The organism is Desulfotruncus arcticus DSM 17038 (assembly GCF_900113335.1).
GTDB classification, from domain to species: Bacteria; Bacillota; Desulfotomaculia; order Desulfotomaculales; family Desulfallaceae; genus Desulfotruncus; species Desulfotruncus arcticus.
This window is the reverse complement of the sequence record NZ_FOOX01000016.1, coordinates 80995-96629: the sequence shown is the minus strand read 5'-3', so window position 1 is coordinate 96629 and position 15635 is coordinate 80995. Positions and strand designations below refer to the sequence as shown.

General features: G+C 46.7%; 14 protein-coding genes. 11 read left to right on the top strand and 3 right to left on the bottom strand.

Annotated features, from left to right (window positions below; translation table 11 throughout):
- Positions 1 to 69 precede the first annotated feature (69 nt).
- On the bottom strand, positions 70 to 1308 hold the full coding sequence (locus BM056_RS19035; protein ID WP_114319305.1) for an S-layer homology domain-containing protein: 1239 nt from the start codon (positions 1306 to 1308) through the stop codon (positions 70 to 72).
- A gap of 495 nt (positions 1309 to 1803) precedes the next feature.
- Here BM056_RS19035 and BM056_RS19025 point away from each other — a divergent pair, with 495 nt between their 5' ends.
- The 3 genes from BM056_RS19025 to BM056_RS19010 all read left to right on the top strand — a co-directional run bounded on the left by BM056_RS19025 (position 1804) and on the right by BM056_RS19010 (position 7272).
- On the top strand, positions 1804 to 2922 hold the full coding sequence (locus tag BM056_RS19025; RefSeq protein ID WP_092473400.1) for an Ig-like domain-containing protein: 1119 nt from the start codon (positions 1804 to 1806) through the stop codon (positions 2920 to 2922).
- Between the two features lie 291 nt (positions 2923 to 3213).
- Positions 3214 to 5223, top strand: a complete 2010-nt coding sequence (locus BM056_RS19015; RefSeq protein ID WP_092473396.1) for a sigma-54-dependent Fis family transcriptional regulator — start codon at positions 3214 to 3216, stop codon at positions 5221 to 5223.
- A gap of 573 nt (positions 5224 to 5796) precedes the next feature.
- Complete coding sequence (locus BM056_RS19010) at positions 5797 to 7272, top strand: aldehyde dehydrogenase family protein (RefSeq protein ID WP_092473394.1); 1476 nt, start codon at positions 5797 to 5799, stop codon at positions 7270 to 7272.
- Here the strand turns inward: BM056_RS19010 and BM056_RS27705 are convergent.
- Together BM056_RS27705 and BM056_RS19000 are read right to left on the bottom strand one after the other, a co-directional pair.
- Positions 7238 to 7663 carry a type II toxin-antitoxin system RelE/ParE family toxin gene (locus tag BM056_RS27705; RefSeq protein ID WP_092473392.1) on the bottom strand — a complete coding sequence of 142 codons (426 nt, stop codon included), beginning with the start codon at positions 7661 to 7663 and terminating at the stop codon, positions 7238 to 7240. The two genes, BM056_RS19010 and BM056_RS27705, sit on opposite strands and share 35 nt — an antisense overlap.
- Entirely contained in the window at positions 7660 to 7884 is a 225-nt protein-coding gene (locus BM056_RS19000) for an addiction module protein (protein ID WP_092473390.1), read from the bottom strand. Before BM056_RS19000 ends, BM056_RS27705 begins: the two co-directional genes overlap by 4 nt.
- Before the next feature lie 738 nt (positions 7885 to 8622).
- On the opposite strand from BM056_RS19000, the gene BM056_RS18995 reads away from it, so the two are divergent.
- The 8 genes from BM056_RS18995 (at position 8623) to BM056_RS18960 (ending at position 15609) form a co-directional block, all read left to right on the top strand.
- Positions 8623 to 9378, top strand: a complete 756-nt coding sequence (locus tag BM056_RS18995; RefSeq protein WP_092473388.1) for a DUF364 domain-containing protein — start codon at positions 8623 to 8625, stop codon at positions 9376 to 9378.
- Positions 9371 to 10447, top strand: a complete 1077-nt coding sequence (locus tag BM056_RS18990; RefSeq protein ID WP_092473386.1) for a FecCD family ABC transporter permease — start codon at positions 9371 to 9373, stop codon at positions 10445 to 10447. Before BM056_RS18995 ends, BM056_RS18990 begins: the two co-directional genes overlap by 8 nt.
- Positions 10448 to 10505: 58 nt before the next feature.
- A complete protein-coding gene (locus tag BM056_RS18985; protein ID WP_092473385.1) occupies positions 10506 to 11615 on the top strand; it encodes an ABC transporter substrate-binding protein in 1110 nt (369 codons plus the stop codon).
- Positions 11616 to 11793: 178 nt separating this feature from the next.
- A complete protein-coding gene (locus tag BM056_RS18980; RefSeq protein WP_207648223.1) occupies positions 11794 to 12021 on the top strand; it encodes a Rossmann-like domain-containing protein in 228 nt (75 codons plus the stop codon).
- Entirely contained in the window at positions 11987 to 12331 is a 345-nt protein-coding gene (locus BM056_RS27530; RefSeq protein ID WP_337833530.1) for a molybdopterin-binding domain-containing protein, read from the top strand. The genes BM056_RS18980 and BM056_RS27530 overlap by 35 nt, the downstream gene beginning before the upstream one ends.
- An 18-nt stretch (positions 12332 to 12349) precedes the next feature.
- Complete coding sequence (locus BM056_RS18970) at positions 12350 to 13120, top strand: DUF364 domain-containing protein (RefSeq protein ID WP_092473382.1); 771 nt, start codon at positions 12350 to 12352, stop codon at positions 13118 to 13120.
- A gap of 75 nt (positions 13121 to 13195) precedes the next feature.
- Positions 13196 to 13828 carry a class I SAM-dependent methyltransferase gene (locus BM056_RS18965; RefSeq protein ID WP_092473381.1) on the top strand — a complete coding sequence of 211 codons (633 nt, stop codon included), beginning with the start codon at positions 13196 to 13198 and terminating at the stop codon, positions 13826 to 13828.
- Positions 13798 to 15609: a radical SAM protein gene (locus BM056_RS18960; RefSeq protein ID WP_238456553.1), complete on the top strand. Its 1812-nt coding sequence runs from the start codon at positions 13798 to 13800 to the stop codon at positions 15607 to 15609. The genes BM056_RS18965 and BM056_RS18960 overlap by 31 nt, the downstream gene beginning before the upstream one ends.
- Positions 15610 to 15635 lie beyond the last annotated feature (26 nt).

The window sequence follows — 15635 nt, the reverse complement described above, 5'->3', positions numbered from 1 at the left end:
ATTCCCCGCCTGCTGATAGGGCACCATTCCTTTCATTGATAACTTTGAATTGATAACCTTAAAATAATCCTATTGCGCAGATAATTTTACAATAACAGCAGCTGCTTCCGCCCGGCTGACCAGGGCCTGGGGCCTGAAGCTGTGATCCGGGTAACCTGACATGATCTCTTGCGCGCTCACCGTATTAACAGCTTCCCTGGCCCAGCCGGAGATCCGAGCCATATCGCTGTACTCCTGTCCCCCGGAAAGTGGAAACATTTTCTCCGCCTGGTAGATCATAAGAGCCATTTGTTCCCGGGTAACCGGAGCATCAGGGGCAAAATTATTCCCATCAACACCGTGCACAATACCGAGCGCCGCGGCAGTGGCAATACTGTCTTTGGCCCAGTGATTAACGGTATCGGCAAAGTTCACACCGGCACCGGTACGATCTTCCAGCTTGAACGCCTTAACCATTACGGTGCAAAATTCCGCCCGGGTGATACTGTTATCCGGTTTGAAGGTGTTATCCTGATACCCGCTCATGATACCTGCCGCGACCAGCTGCTTGGTACCGGCTTCCGCCCAATGACCGCTTATATCACTAAGTCTGCCTGCATCGTTTGGCGTCCCATTACCGGTTTTCGGGGGCGTAGTTGTGGCTGTTGTTTTTGTGGGAAGCGTTATCGCCTGTGCGTCTTTCCCCCTGGTAGTAAATTCAAAAGAATAGGTTTTTCCCAGTTTCAAGCCGTTGTTTAATTCAAAATCAGGCCCAATTTCAATAACATAGGTTGTGTTTGGCTGCAGGGCCTGGCTTTTGAGGTTCAGTCCCAGTGGAGCCCTGGCTCGTATTTGCCAAAAATACCAGTCGGTAATTTCCATATACCCGCGTTGTGTTCCGTCAGCCCAGGTACGCGATGAGAGTGAGCCGTTATCCAGCATCCCCACAGTAACTTTATTAGGAAGGTTCACCGGAGTGCCGGTATCTTTCTCATAAAATTTTACGTTCTTTGCCAGATTGGCTTCAAAAGTTCTGAAGAAGCCATTGGAAAAATAAATGGCCAGTTTTACATGGGCGTAGTCCATCACATCATTGAAACGATATTTTATTATTTGAGCAGACGGGTCATTGGCAATTTCAGTAGCCGCCGGTTCAATATCAACCAGCTTTGCTGTTATAGGAATATTTACCGCTGAATTTTGGGTTAGATTCGTAGTACTATCTGCGTTGGCTGCCGGCACATTGCCCGGCAGTGGTGACAGCGGTAAAAATATACTGAGTAATAAAACCAGCCAGATATAGCGCCTTGTAGAAAATTTTTTACTCACTTTCATTACCTCCCCTAAAGAATTAATCGTTACAATGCAAAATTTTTACCTGCTTCCTTGGCTGTGGCTGACCAGCCAGCTGAACGAGCAGTTGATTAGTGCTATATCCAGCAAAAAGATGATTAAAAAACTTTTTGCCTTGTTGTATATGTTTTTGTTCATTTTCGTTCATTTGTTTTGCAACACAATTAACATTTCAGATTATTTCACATATAAAAACGCTATTAAATGGGTATAGCCAAAACCCGTGTTTGATAGGGTAAACCCTCCGCCTTGTTAAGTTAAGCTGTTACAACCTATCCTTATAGGTATGAATAGCATATGTCTTTAGGTATTTTATATTATAACATAATCTAACATGACTTAAAGTAACTAATTTAATTATTTTATCTTGTTTTGTATGTTTTTGTTTAGTTGCATCCCAATAAGACAGCCAAATATTGTTTATTGCCCAGAATCATGGCATAATCTTTACCAGGAAGGTGGCCTACATCCATGAACTTTGGTAACCGCTTGAAGCAGATTAGAGAAAGCCGGATGCTTTCAACATCCAAGTTGTCCAAACAAGCCGGCCTAAGCCAGTCGTTTATCTGGAGAATGGAATCCGGGGAAAAACAACCGACCCTTGAGACCCTAAAAAAACTATCCCAAGGGCTGGGAATGAGTTTAGGCGAGTTGCTCGGTGAAGAGTTGTTGAGTGAACCTGAATCGACAAAGATCAACCGGATTATCAGCAATATACGAAAACTTCCGGTTGAACAGGTGGATGCACTTGATTTATTTATCGCCTCGCTTTCCAGTGGACACTCAGCCGGCGAGAACCCATTAACCCTGCAGGCGATTAATTTTAACCACACTAATAAGGATGGTTTTGAAATTGAACTGGTCTTCTCCGCCAATGTTTCCGCCATCATGGAGCACAGGATCCCGGACGGCACGAAGAGGAATATGGCTGGTTTCCATCTGTTTGACGATGGAATGAAGGAAGTGCCTATCGATGTCATACCTGGAAATAAAAGAACTTTTGGCAAAAAAGCTGAAAAAACTTTTATTATCAAGCCCCGGCTCCGGCTTGATGACGGCAGGACATATAAGTTGACCATATCCAAACTCTTGCAAGCCAATAACTACAAGTATCTGAAGGAAAACCACACGATCATGTTTTCAACGTCCGAAATCATAGACATCAAGCCCTTTAACAAGAAACTGTGCAGTGCTTATCTTTCATTGACACTGGACGGCAGCAATATCGTATCCGGCAACGAAAACATACCGGTTAATACGGATATCAAACTGACTTTTTCCAACAACGTCATTACGAATGCGGTGCGGAAACACAATCTGCAGTGCTTCTCTTTGGAAAGCAGCAAAAAGCAACCCGTCGAAATAGATGTTATCATGGCTGAACCGAATGATAATTCCGAGAAGAAAAAGGAGATCATCATCCACCCCAGGCAAGGCTTACATAGTAATACTGCTTACATCCTGACCATTTCCGAAAGCCTTCAGGGCGGCAACCAAAAGCTGCTGGGGACCGACAAGATTATCACCTTCACCACTGGGGACGCCAACATCACCAGTACGGATGAAAAAGATGGCTCATCAATTGCATAGGCGGGAATACAATCAGGCAGCTGGTGTTCCCGCTCCTCCAACTCCCACGAAATGCAAATTGCAACAAAGCTTAATCGGCATTAGGCAAAGCAAAACCCCAATTACCATTGCGCAGTTTTTTATAACAACATACAATAAAACATTTCATAACAAAGTAAAAAATAACTTTACGTGGTTTAACATGGTAAAAAATTATGTTAAAATTAATATCAGATTAGCATCAGTGTGTTTCGGAAGGAATTTTAGAAATAGTTTTTTCAAATAATTTAGTCAATGGGTGGAGGTGAGCCAATGGCTATGAAATGTGAGTATGAGATATCGCTAATTTTTTTGGCTTGGCATAAGTTCATCAAAACCGGCAAAATCGATCCGGCCGCAGTCCGGCCTGAAGTGGCCGAATCGTGGATCAGATGCTACAATACAGGCGTCGACCCCCTGACCACCCGCAGCAGGCGAATGCTGGACAAGCCCCAATTGGATGAATTACTGGAGAGAAAAAAATATTTAATTGATGTTGCCAGGCCGTTTATGACGAATCTCTACAGTTTCGTGGCCAACTCCAATTTCGTCGTGCTGCTGTGTGACGAACACGGCTATATTATGGAAACAGTGGGGGACAGCAACGACATCAAAAATGCCCCCGAATTGAACTTTTGCCGGGGAGCGTTATGGACTGAAGAAGAAATCGGCAACAACGGAGCCGGCACCTCCCTGGTGCTGAAAAGGCCGTTTCAGGTTTCAGGACCGGAACATTACTGCCGTAAGCATCATCCCTGGACCTGTTCGGGAGCCCCGATTTTTGATGATGACAACCGGATTATCGGAATCCTGGAAATGTCGGGACCTGTTGAGGAAACCCACCTGCACACTCTGGGCATGGTTGTGGCGGCGGTGGAAGCTATCCGGCAGCAGATGCGAAACCAGAAAAAAAACCGGGAACTGACATTGCTGAATAATCATTTAAATAATATCTTTTTAACCGTTTCGGACGGTGTTATCGTGGTCGATTTGCAGGGCGTCATCAGGCAAATAAATCCAGTAGCTGAAAAAATTCTTAATAAGACGCCAAGGGATATTGAAGGCCGCTCAATTACAAATATTTTTGAGCGATGCAAACCTATCAAAAATATGCTTGGATCGGGACGGGCCTTTACTGATTTGGAGCTTACGGTAAACACCGACGCAGGCTCTGTCTATACCTTTGCCTCGGGAAAGCCCATTAAGGATGACCGGGGGCATATCAACGGCGGGGTTATTTTCATCAATCCCATCAACAAGATTAAAAAACTGATCAACCGGTTCAACGGCGCCCAGGCGACATTCCATTTCAAGGATATCGTGGGGAACAGCAAACCGCTGCTAAAGGCAATGCAGTTGGCCGTTCTGGCCTCAAGCAACAACAGTAATGTTCTGCTCAACGGCGAAAGCGGCACCGGCAAGGAGATATTTGCCCAGTCCATTCACAATAGGAGCAAGCGCCACAACGGCCCCTTCATAGCTGTAAATTGCGGCGCCATACCCAGGGAATTAATCGGCAGCGAATTGTTCGGCTATGTAGAAGGCGCTTTTACCGGCGCCCAAAAGGGAGGAAGACCCGGCAAATTCGAATTGGCCTCCGGCGGCACCCTGTTCCTGGATGAGATTGGAGACATGCCTTTGGAACAGCAAGTATCCCTGCTGAGGGTGCTTCAGGATAAAACAATTACCCGCATCGGCGGAGATAAACCTACTGTTGTAGATGTGCGGATTATTTGCGCCACCAATAAGAATTTGCTGTTGGAAATCGCCAAGGGCAACTTTCGTCAGGACATTTACTATAGATTAAATGTTATTAACATAACCCTGCCCCCCTTGCGGGAACGCCGGGAGGACATACCGTTAATGTTTAATGTTTTTTTTGAAAAGGCCTGCCGCAAGCTGGGCATTTCCGTCCCACGGGTTAATCCGGAGGTAATTAAGCGCCTGCGGCAATATGACTGGCCCGGCAACGCCCGGGAGTTTCAAAATGTGGTGGAAAGAATGGTTAATATCGCCACCGGGCAACAAATCAATATTGAGCACCTGCCTGAAGAAATTCTTTCCCCGCGCCCGATTACCCGGCAATCGAAAACAACTTCACAGGTGATTACAATTATCGATGAGAAAAAGAAAATTAAAGAAATGCTGGCAGAAAAGGAACGCCAGGAAATTTATTACTTTCTATCCAAAAGCAACGGCAACCTGAGTCAGGTAGCCAGAGATATGGGAATTTCCCGCAATTCTCTTTACCGAAAACTTAAAAAATTAAATATTATGCCCTAAACCTTGCCCTTACCCCCAAATACAATTTATGACCTGTACGCAATAGCATTCGCCACTTCCGGCTGCTGACAAAAGCTTGTGTCAGCAGCTTTTTTATGCCGGCAAGCCATTTATTGCAACCTGGAAACTTACCCATCTTCCTGAGTCATTATCAAGGCATCATGTGCCACAGTGTATCGGAAGTGTAATACATAGCTTAACAACTGACTGTCAACACCGTTACAGGATTTACGGCGAAATTCCGTCACTACCAAATAGTATTTTATAAAATCACCTGGTCAAGCGCTTCTGACAAGAGCGCTTTATTAATTACTGATTTTACTTTCGGCAATTTCCATTCAACCGGGCACACGCTTTGCTTTATTTATAGAAAGTCTTAGCGGTGCTATTCCGTTGAAAAAAGAAATGCCGCACCGGAATAATTTCAAGACAATTTCGACAAAGGAGGTGGTGTGAAGCCGGGTCCGGTTTAAAACCGCCCACCTGTCAGCCATTTTATTACAGGCTTTTAAAAACATGAAGCGGGTTATTAGCCAATGTACATTAATGAAACAGAATGAGGAGTGATTAATAATGCAGAAACCGATGGATGACAGCTACAAGCTTTATATTAACGGTGCATGGGTTGACGGCAGGGAAGGCAAAGCTTTTAAAACTTATTGCCCCGCCACTGGAGAATTTCTGGCCGCCTGTGTCGATGCCGGCAAAGAAGATGTGGACGATGCCGTCAGGGCGGCCTGGAGTGCATGGGAGACATGGAAAACTGTCAGCCCGCAGGAACGGGCGGCCCTTTTGCTGAAAATAGCCGATCTTATTGATGAAAACGCCGAAAAACTGGCGATGGTGGAGACCATGGACAACGGCAAACCCATCCGTGAAACCATGGCCATCGACGTACCGCTGAGTTCCGATCATTTTCGTTATTTTGCCGCCGCCGTCAGGACTGAAGAAGGACAGGCGGTAATGATCGACAAGAACACCATGAGTATCGTCCTAAGAGAACCTCTCGGGGTAGTCGGACAAATCATCCCCTGGAACTTCCCGCTACTGATGGGTGCCTGGAAGATCGCTCCGGCACTGGCAGCCGGCTGCTGCACGGTGATAAAGCCGTCCAGCACCACTCCCTTGAGCTTGCTGGAACTTGCCAAATTGTTGGATCAGGTACTGCCTCCCGGTGTCGTCAACGTGATCACCGGAAGAGGATCGGTTTCCGGCAATTACATGCTGGAGCATAACGGTTTCCGCAAGCTGGCCTTCACCGGTTCCACCGAAATTGGTTACAGCATAGCCGATGCAGCGGCTAAAAAGCTGATACCGGCCACACTGGAACTGGGCGGCAAGTCGGCCAATATCTATTTCCCGGACTGCCCCTGGGAGAAAGCCATTGAGGGGCTGCAGATGGGCATCTTGTTTAATCAGGGCCAGGTATGCTGCGCCGGTTCCAGGGTTTTTGTTCATGATGATATCTATGATAAATTTGTGGCCGATGCGGTAAATGCTTTTAACAATGTCAAGGTAGGACTTCCCTGGGAAGAGGACACCGTTATGGGAACCCAGGTTAACGAGGTTCAGTTGGAAAAGATACTGGCCTATGTTGAGGTTGGCAAGCAGGAAGGGGCCAAGGTTGCCTGCGGCGGCTTCAGGATTACGGAAGGTGATTTGGGCAAGGGTGCCTTTATGAGGCCGACCTTGCTAGTGGACGCCAATAATAAGATGAGAGTGGCCCGGGAAGAAATTTTCGGGCCCGTTGCCGTTGTTATCAAATTTAAAACTGAAGATGAAGTTATCGCCATGGCCAATAACAGCGAATACGGCCTTGGCGGCGCTGTCTGGACCAGGGACATCAACAGGGCGTTCCGGGTGGCCAAAGCCATAGAGACAGGCCGCATGTGGGTCAACAATTATAACAATTTGCCGGCGCACTCTCCCTTTGGAGGTTATAAAAAGTCCGGTATCGGCCGCGAAACCCACAAGGTAATGCTTGATCATTACACCCAGCTAAAGAATATCTTCATCAGTCTGACCGAGGATAAAATCGGACTGTATTAATATCTCTATCTTCAGCTTGACGCTTTCCGGCCGGGGTACCCGTCCGCACCCCGGCCGGAAAGCTAAAAAATCTAAGGACGTGAGATATATGATTACAAAGATAACCAAAGATACATTGGTGGAGGATATTGTTTTGATGGGCAATCGCTATGACTCGTATGCAATCAGATTCAATGACATACAAGAGATTATAAGGAAAACGCTTGAGAATTTTGTGTCGAATCTCATCACCAACGAGCGGGCATGCCTCAGGATTGGCCATGACTTGCTCAATGGCTTCTTCAATTGCATCAAGGAACGAGAAACCAAGACCAAACGCTCTTTCCTGGTAATATAAAGCCGCCTCGTTTACCTCAGAGACGGCTTTCTCATGAAAAGTGACAGGTTTCATGAAATTATAACCCTCGCCTGCCGGAAGACCTCCTTAGCCGGCACTTCCTTAGCCTTACCTTCCCGTAGCTCGTTTAGTCTTCGCTCAGCTTCGGCAACCCACAAATGCAGATTCTCTTCTTCAGATGGAACGTCCAGACTTAATATAAGCTTTTCCGCAAGGCGTGCTCGCGCCTCAAGGCTAAGCTGCATAACTTTTTTTTCCAATTCTTTCTGGTCCATACTATCATACCCTTTTGCTTTATTTTAGGCCTAAAAACTTTGAATCTCATTTTGATTTCCTTTCTTTAGTATATCATATCATTTCAGACGCTAACAGATCATTGATAGATTTATCATTATCATTCCTTCCTTCTTTCGCTTTTTTTGAGAGATTATTTCACCCTCTACTATATAAACGTTTGAAGGTATGATTTGGTAACACTTTTTCCTCGAAAATTTTCAAATTATTTTTTCAAGCTTTCTCCGATACGTATTAATTCCACGCAATCTATTTAAATTTAAACAATTACCTGATGGATCTCTCTAAAAAATAAATTCTAACAGATAACAATCCATAGACATTTTTACATAAAAAAGAGCAGCGCCGTCGATACACCCGGTGCTGCTCTTTTTTGCCCGGCTCCGGCTTAACTCTATTGACAAGTATTTTACCATAATTTATTATTACCTCATAATACGTTACATATTGTTTTGTTTATTTACATATTGCGTCATTACCAAAATATCAACACTGACATCACGTTATGTAATGCTATATTTATTTATGCAACCAACAAACTACCCTGAAAAAAGTTTTTAAGTTACTTGCATCTGGCGCTCCGGTGGTTCCCTCCGTGCGCTGCGCAATTTTCCTTGTATCTTATGGTCTAATCCGTTAATTACCTAAATAATATGCCTGTTCACAGCGCTTGCGGCGGTGAACAGTTGATCAAACAACGGACAAGGAGGCAGATATTAATGTGGAAAATCTACGACGAGTTAATTGAGTCCGTGCCCCGGAACTTAGTGGTAAGTGATTGTTGTGTCGGGCTGCATTGGACTCTGGTTAAATCGAAAACCACCGGTGTTGCCATGACACCAACAGAAGGCTCCGGTTCGGTAAGCATGGCCGGCGGCATTGTGGGGATGGGTGTGCGGGAACTGGCGGGCTATATCAAATCGTGGGACAATTTTGAGGCGGCGGTTGCCCTGGCGGCAATCAATTCCGCTGTTAACACCGAAGAGCAGGTCAAGCGGATGACGGGGCGTTCCGTAAGCGAGCATCAACAAACAAATGCTTTCACCTATTATGGTAATCGGCTTTCCGGCAAGAAAGTGGCAGTGATTGGACGTTTCCCCGACTTGGATCAGCTAAATAAGATTTGCGAACTTTCCGTGCTTGAGCGGTGGCCCGGGCGCGGTGATTTCCCCGATCCGGCCTGCGAATACCTTTTGCCGCAGCAAGATTATGTCTTTATTACAGGCACTACGCTGATCAACAAAACCCTCCCGCGCCTGCTGCAGCTGACGGGAAAAAGCAAGGTGATCCTGGTGGGGCCAAGTACGCCTTTAACCCCGCGGCTGTTCGCCCACGGCATTTCCACCCTGGCCGGATCGGTGATAACTGATGCCGGGGTATGGGACTTTATCCGGCAGGGCGGTGGCGGTATGGCCATATTTCAGCACGGCTGCAGTATGGTTAAAATATCAAGTTCAGAGGTAAAGAATGTCTGACGGAATGACGGTCGGAAAGGCCGGTAAAAAATTGGGGCTGGCGAAAAGACTTAAAACCAAAACATTGAAGCACTGGCATAAGGAAGCAATTCTCGTGGGTATAGCCCTTTTAATTTTTATTCTTTCCTTCCCCCTCGGCAGGTACCCGGTGTCACCGGACAATTTATTTTTGATTTTGGCCGCCAAAATATTTCCCATCCCTCATACCTGGCCGGCGACCATGGATATCGTGGTATTCAATGTGCGGCTGCCAAGAATTTTTGCAGCCATGCTGGTCGGGGCCGCCCTGGCCGCTTCCGGAGCGGCTTACCAGGGCATGTTCAAGAATCCGCTGGTATCTCCGGATATTCTCGGGGCCTCTGCCGGTGCGGGATTTGGAGCCGCCATGGGTATTTATTTCTCGTTTAATGTTTTCGGCATTCAGTTATCATCATTTATCTTTGGCCTCATTGCCGTGATGCTCACTTATTTTATCAGCAGAAAGGTCCGGCTGGACCCCACGCTGGTATTGGTTTTAACCGGGGTATTGGTGGGCACGATGTTTAGTTCAGCCACGTCGTTGATCAAGTTTGTGGCCGACCCCTATGATAAGCTTCCGGCTATTACTTTTTGGCTGATGGGCAGCCTGGCCGCCATAACACCGCAAGATGTGTTGACAGGAATTATTCCCATTTTGCTGGGAGGAATACCCCTGTACATTCTGCGGTGGCGGCTGAATGTCTTATCCCTGGGCGAAGAAGAAGCAATGGCCATGGGACTGGAGACAAGAAAATTAAGGCTTGTTGTCATCTTGTGTTCTACGCTTATGACCGCGGCCGCCGTATCAATCAGCGGTCTCGTCGGCTGGGTGGGGCTGATCGTGCCGCACTGGGCGCGCATGATTGTCGGCCCCAATTATAAAATACTGCTGCCGACATCAATTATTCTTGGCGGCGCCTATCTGCTGCTGGTTGATGATTTGGCCCGCTGCGTGGCTTCCGTGGAAATTCCCCTGGGAATTCTTACCGCACTCATCGGAGCGCCGTTTTTTTTCTACCTGCTGGTATCCGGCCGGAAAGGAGGGGAGTGATCGGAAAAATTCAGTTAAAACGTTTCTGCAAATATCAAGATAAGGGGAGAGTAACTGCATGGGAAAAAGAAAAATCAGCTGTTTGCTCGGTCTGACCGTCATCGTTTGGCTTATGTTAAATCTCGCCGGATGCGGCCGGACTGCTTCAACACCGGCCGGCCAGGACGCCGCAACACGTACGATTCAAGATATGGCGGGGCGAACCGTAACTGTTCCCGCCACGATTGAGACGGCCTTCTCAACCAGCCCGGTGGGCGCCATTGCGCTTTATGCGCTGTGCCCGGATAAAATGGTGGGTTGGAATTCTGAATTGCGGCCTGACGAGAAAAAGTTTATTTTGCCCGAGTGCCAATCTTTACCCAATCTCGGAGGCTGGTATGCCAAAAACACCGGTAACATAGAGGAGTTATTAAAAATACATCCCGACGTCATTATCGACATGGGCGACATTTCGGAAACGAATATTTCTAACGCCGATAAAATTCAAAAGCAATTGGAAATACCGGTTGTTTTGGTTGACGCCCCTGTGACGGATATGGACAAGGCCCTTGAATTTCTGGGAGACCTGCTTGGCGAAAAAGCCCGCGCCCAAGAGTTGGCTGAGTACTGCCGTAATACAATTGCCGATGTTACAGCCAGAGCCGCCCAAATTCCCCCGGAGCAGCGGGTCAGGGTATATTACGCGGAAGGCCCCAAAGGCTTGGAAACAGAACCGGACGGTTCAAGGCATATTGAAACACTGCAGGTGGTCGGTGGACTTAACGTGGCTGACGTTACCGAACAGGGAACCGGGGGAATGAACGCGGGCAGGACACCGGTTTCCATGGAGCAGGTACTGTCCTGGAATCCCGAGGTAATCCTGGCCTGGCAGGAGAATCAGGGAGGATTCTATCAGGGGATTCTAAGTGACCCGGCCTGGCAGGAAATTAAGGCTGTTCAACAACATCAAGTTTATCGAATTCCCAATGCCCCTTATAACTGGTTTGACAGGCCGCCCTCAATTAACCGGATTATCGGGTTCAAATGGCTCGGCAATTTGCTCTATCCCCAGGTGTTTAACTACGACATGGTGGCGGAGGTAAAAGACTTTTATCAGAAATTCTATCACTACAATCTTACCGATGAACAGGCAAAAACACTGCTGAGTCAAAAGCCGGCGGCCAACTAACTGAATTAAGACGAGGAGGTAAGTGTATGAAGAGGTTGGTAAAATACTGTCTTGCTCCGATTATATGCCCTGGATGTAGTGGCAATTCCGGATGAAGCCCATGTTGTTGTGGTAGGTGCCCTGGCTCCCTTTTTAAAGAAGCTGAAAAAAACGCGGCCGACATTTCACGCTCCTGGAAATGGACCCCTCTACTTTAAAACCGGATGAAATGCCTTTTTATGCACATGGGGACAAAGCCGCTGAAATTGTTCCCCAGGCCGATGTGCTGGTCATAACCGGCACAACTTTAATCAATGACACTTTGGAGGGCTTATTAAAGGCGGCAAAACCGGGTGCGCATACCACCATGACTTGTTGCCGGGACAAAACCCATTGTTGGCACGGTAGGACCAACCATAGGCGCTGAATATGCCATTGATTGGTATGTAGCGCCCCTGATCAATAAATATCTATCTCAACCCACCATAACACCCAGGGGGTTACAAGTAAAACTGCTGGAAGATATCCCTGCCCCTATGCCCTTTGACTTTTATGCCCGGTTGCAAATACAAAAGTTTAACGGAGCCTATGCGGCCAAACCGGCCGGAAACCGTTTTTCTCCCTTGGCCAGGATGCTGCAAGCCAACGCCTATCTCCGCATTCCCGGAGAGGTTGACGGATATAAAGCAGGTGTAACCGTGGAAGCGGAATTACGCTGGCCCTTGGAATGGATATAGAGTAAGGAGGTGTTCGGCATGATTTTGGAACGCGTCTATGATTCAGCCCGGCCAAGGCTAGCGGGAAAAAAAATAAGCGAGGTCCGGGTGGGATTGAATTTGATGGCTGTTGAATTGGATGACGGCTCTATAGGTGTTACCTATGTTTTAAAAAATGAAATAGGTCATTCCTGTACAGCCCTTCCTCATGGCGGAAGCCTTGCGGGAATGCCCGCCGGGGAGGTTGCCGGATGGGCTTTGGAGGGCAAAAATGTCATAGATGTTGCCATGGGGTTGGCTGTATTAAACTCCGCTGCTGAATTCGAAAGATTGGAACAGGAAAATAATCCTCACAGTACTGATGCAGTATTTGCCGTAGAAATTCAACCCTCCGACACTGTCGGGGTAATTGGGCATATCGGTCCCGTTATCGCCAATTTGGAGGGCAAAGTCCGGCGCCTACTAATCTTTGAAAGGGGTGAGCAGGCTTCCGGTCTTTATTACCCGGAAACGGCCCAACCGCAACTTTTGCCGGAGTGTCAGGTGGTTTTTGTCAGCAGCACCTCTCTTATAAACAAAACCCTGGAAAAACTTTTAAAGTTTTGTACCAATACCCGGGATGTGGTTATGGTAGGCGCCAGCACACCCTTGTACCCTGATGCCTTTAGCGGTTCCGGGGTTACTGTTCTCTCAGGAACAAGATGGCTGTCATCGAACCGGAATGCTATCCTGACAGGCATCAGCCAGTGCGCCGGAATGCGGCAGATAATCAGATATGGACGGAAGATGTCGGTAAAAGTTAAGCAGTAACAAATTATCTTGGCCGGGCAATGAAATTTTTAATGTTGTTACGGAAGAAATCCGGAAGGAAAGGTGTTAAGAAGCATGGGTGAGATAAAAACGAATGTTCCCGAGTTTGATAAAATCGCCCGGGAAGTATTTGCCCCGATTTATCCTGTTATTGCGGAGCAAATCCAACTCAAAACCGGCATAACCGGAGGAAAGTGTTTGGAGCTCGGCTGCGGCGGCGGTTATTTGGGCATTGCCCTGGCCAGGATTACGGATCTTTATATTCATTTATTGGATAAGTCACCGGAAATGCTGGAGATTGCCGCCGGGAATATTTCTGCCGCCAGGCTGACAACAAGAATGCAAACCATACTTGCCGATGTTCAAGAAATCCCACTACCTGATCAATCCATCGATCTGATTATCAGCAGGGGCTCAATATTCTTCTGGGAAGACCGGCAAAAAGCCTTTGAAGAAATCTACCGGGTACTTGCCCCGGGTGGGGTTACATACATTGGCGGCGGTTTTGGTACGGCGGAGCTAAAAAAGAAAATTACTGCCAGAATGGAAAAAGAGAATAAAAATTGGCGTGCCATGCTGAATAAAAACATTGGGGAGAATGCCCCGGAAACTTTCATAAAAATACTGCAACAGACGAAAATACCTTTTTTTGAAATAAATCGGGATGAAGCAGGGTTATGGATACAAATAAGGAGACAGGAAAAATGAAATGTACTATCTGTGAGAGAGGCTGCACTATTCCGGAAGGAAATACCGGAGCCTGTGGACGTTATAAAAACAACGGGGAAAAAATAATTGAACTTTTCCCCGATAAATACTTGACTATATGTCCCATTTCCATTGAAACAATGCCAGTTTTGCACTTTCACCCGAGAGGTAAATTCCTGCAAATCAGTACTACAGGCTGCAATTTAAATTGTCAAGGCTGCTTTTCCACGGTTATTGCCAGGGAAATGGTCCATACCAGTAAAGCCTTGCGAGAATTATCTCCCCAGCAGGTGCTGGATGAAGCGGTAAAAAATGACTGCATCGGCATCGCATTTTTACTAAATGATCCCCTGGCATCATTTCCCACCTTTCTTAAAGTAGCCGCTACGGCCAAAAAGAGCGGCTTATTGGTTGGCTGTTCCTCAAATGCATATTTTACCGAAACCTCGCTGGCTGAGATCAGCCGTTTTCTAGATTTCATTAATGTAGGCGTAAAAGGATTGTCTCCCCGGGCTTACCAAAACTGCGGCGGCAGTACGGTAGAACCGGTTCTGAGAAATATTAAACAGCTCCATGAAAATGGCGTCCATGTAGAAGTATCATGTATTTTGCAAAACAATAATATGGAAGAAGTATTGGAACTGGCCGGGAGAATAGCAAACATATCGCCGGAAATACCTTTGCAGCTAATGCGTTACATCCCTTTGGAAGGAGCCGACCCGGCTCTGGAGCCCTCTATCCGGGAGGCTGAAAGTCTTTATCATCGTTTAAGAAAATATCTCAACTATGTATATCTTTTTAATTCACCCGGAACCGACTATCTCCATACATTCTGTCCCAACTGCGGAGAAGTTATCTTTAAAAGAGACTTTTACGGCCCGATGGGAGCAAAATTATTGTTTTCCGAGTCCGGTTCAACCCGAAAAAATGTTTGCCCGCAATGCGGCTGGACAATTCCGATAAAAGCACTTCCGGCAGAAATAAAGTACCAGGAAGAGGATTTTCAGGGAGGCTACCCCTTTACCAGAGCGCTGGAAATGGTGGAAGCAATCTTAATCACCATAGGCGTCACTGATATTAAAAAGGTGGTGCAGGTTTGGGAAGATATGCTCAGTCATAATGGACTGCCCCAATTGCACCGGGGGATTCAAAACATTGATTCTTATTTTGAGATAATCAACTATTTTGGCCGGTTGATCCAGATGGAAGATCAGGCCGCGGAGTTGGTTGCTTATATGCAAGAAAAAATTTCCTTGATTAACACGTCCTTGCCCCATGTTCAGAAGAGACCCCGTGTTTATTATGCCATGGGGAAACCACCTTTTTGTCTGATGGGAAAACGCTTCGAAAATCAGTTGGTTGAAGCAGCCGGGGGATTTAGTATAAATAAGGAAATAGAATATTCCGGCAGACCCGGAATGAAAATTTCTGTTGAACAATTAAACGACCTCAACCCGGAAGTTATATTTATTTCGGCTTTCCTATCCTCTTACGTTGAGGATTTTTATGCGGAATGCTGTAAAACCGGAATAAATGTAGCGGCAGTTAAAAACAAACGCATATATACCCACCCCGCCCCCGGCTGGGATTTTGGCAGCCCCCGGTGGATACTGGGTCTGATGCATATAGCCAATATGCTGCATCCCGGGATATATCATTTTGATGTATGGACAGAAGCAAAAAGGTTTTATAAGCAATTTTATGGCGTAGATTTTTCTCCGGCGGAGGTCAACCGCTCTTTCAGCAAGCCCAGCAACAAGTGGAAATGGCGGAACAACTGACTGCGGGAGCCCCCGTAAAGCCCCGG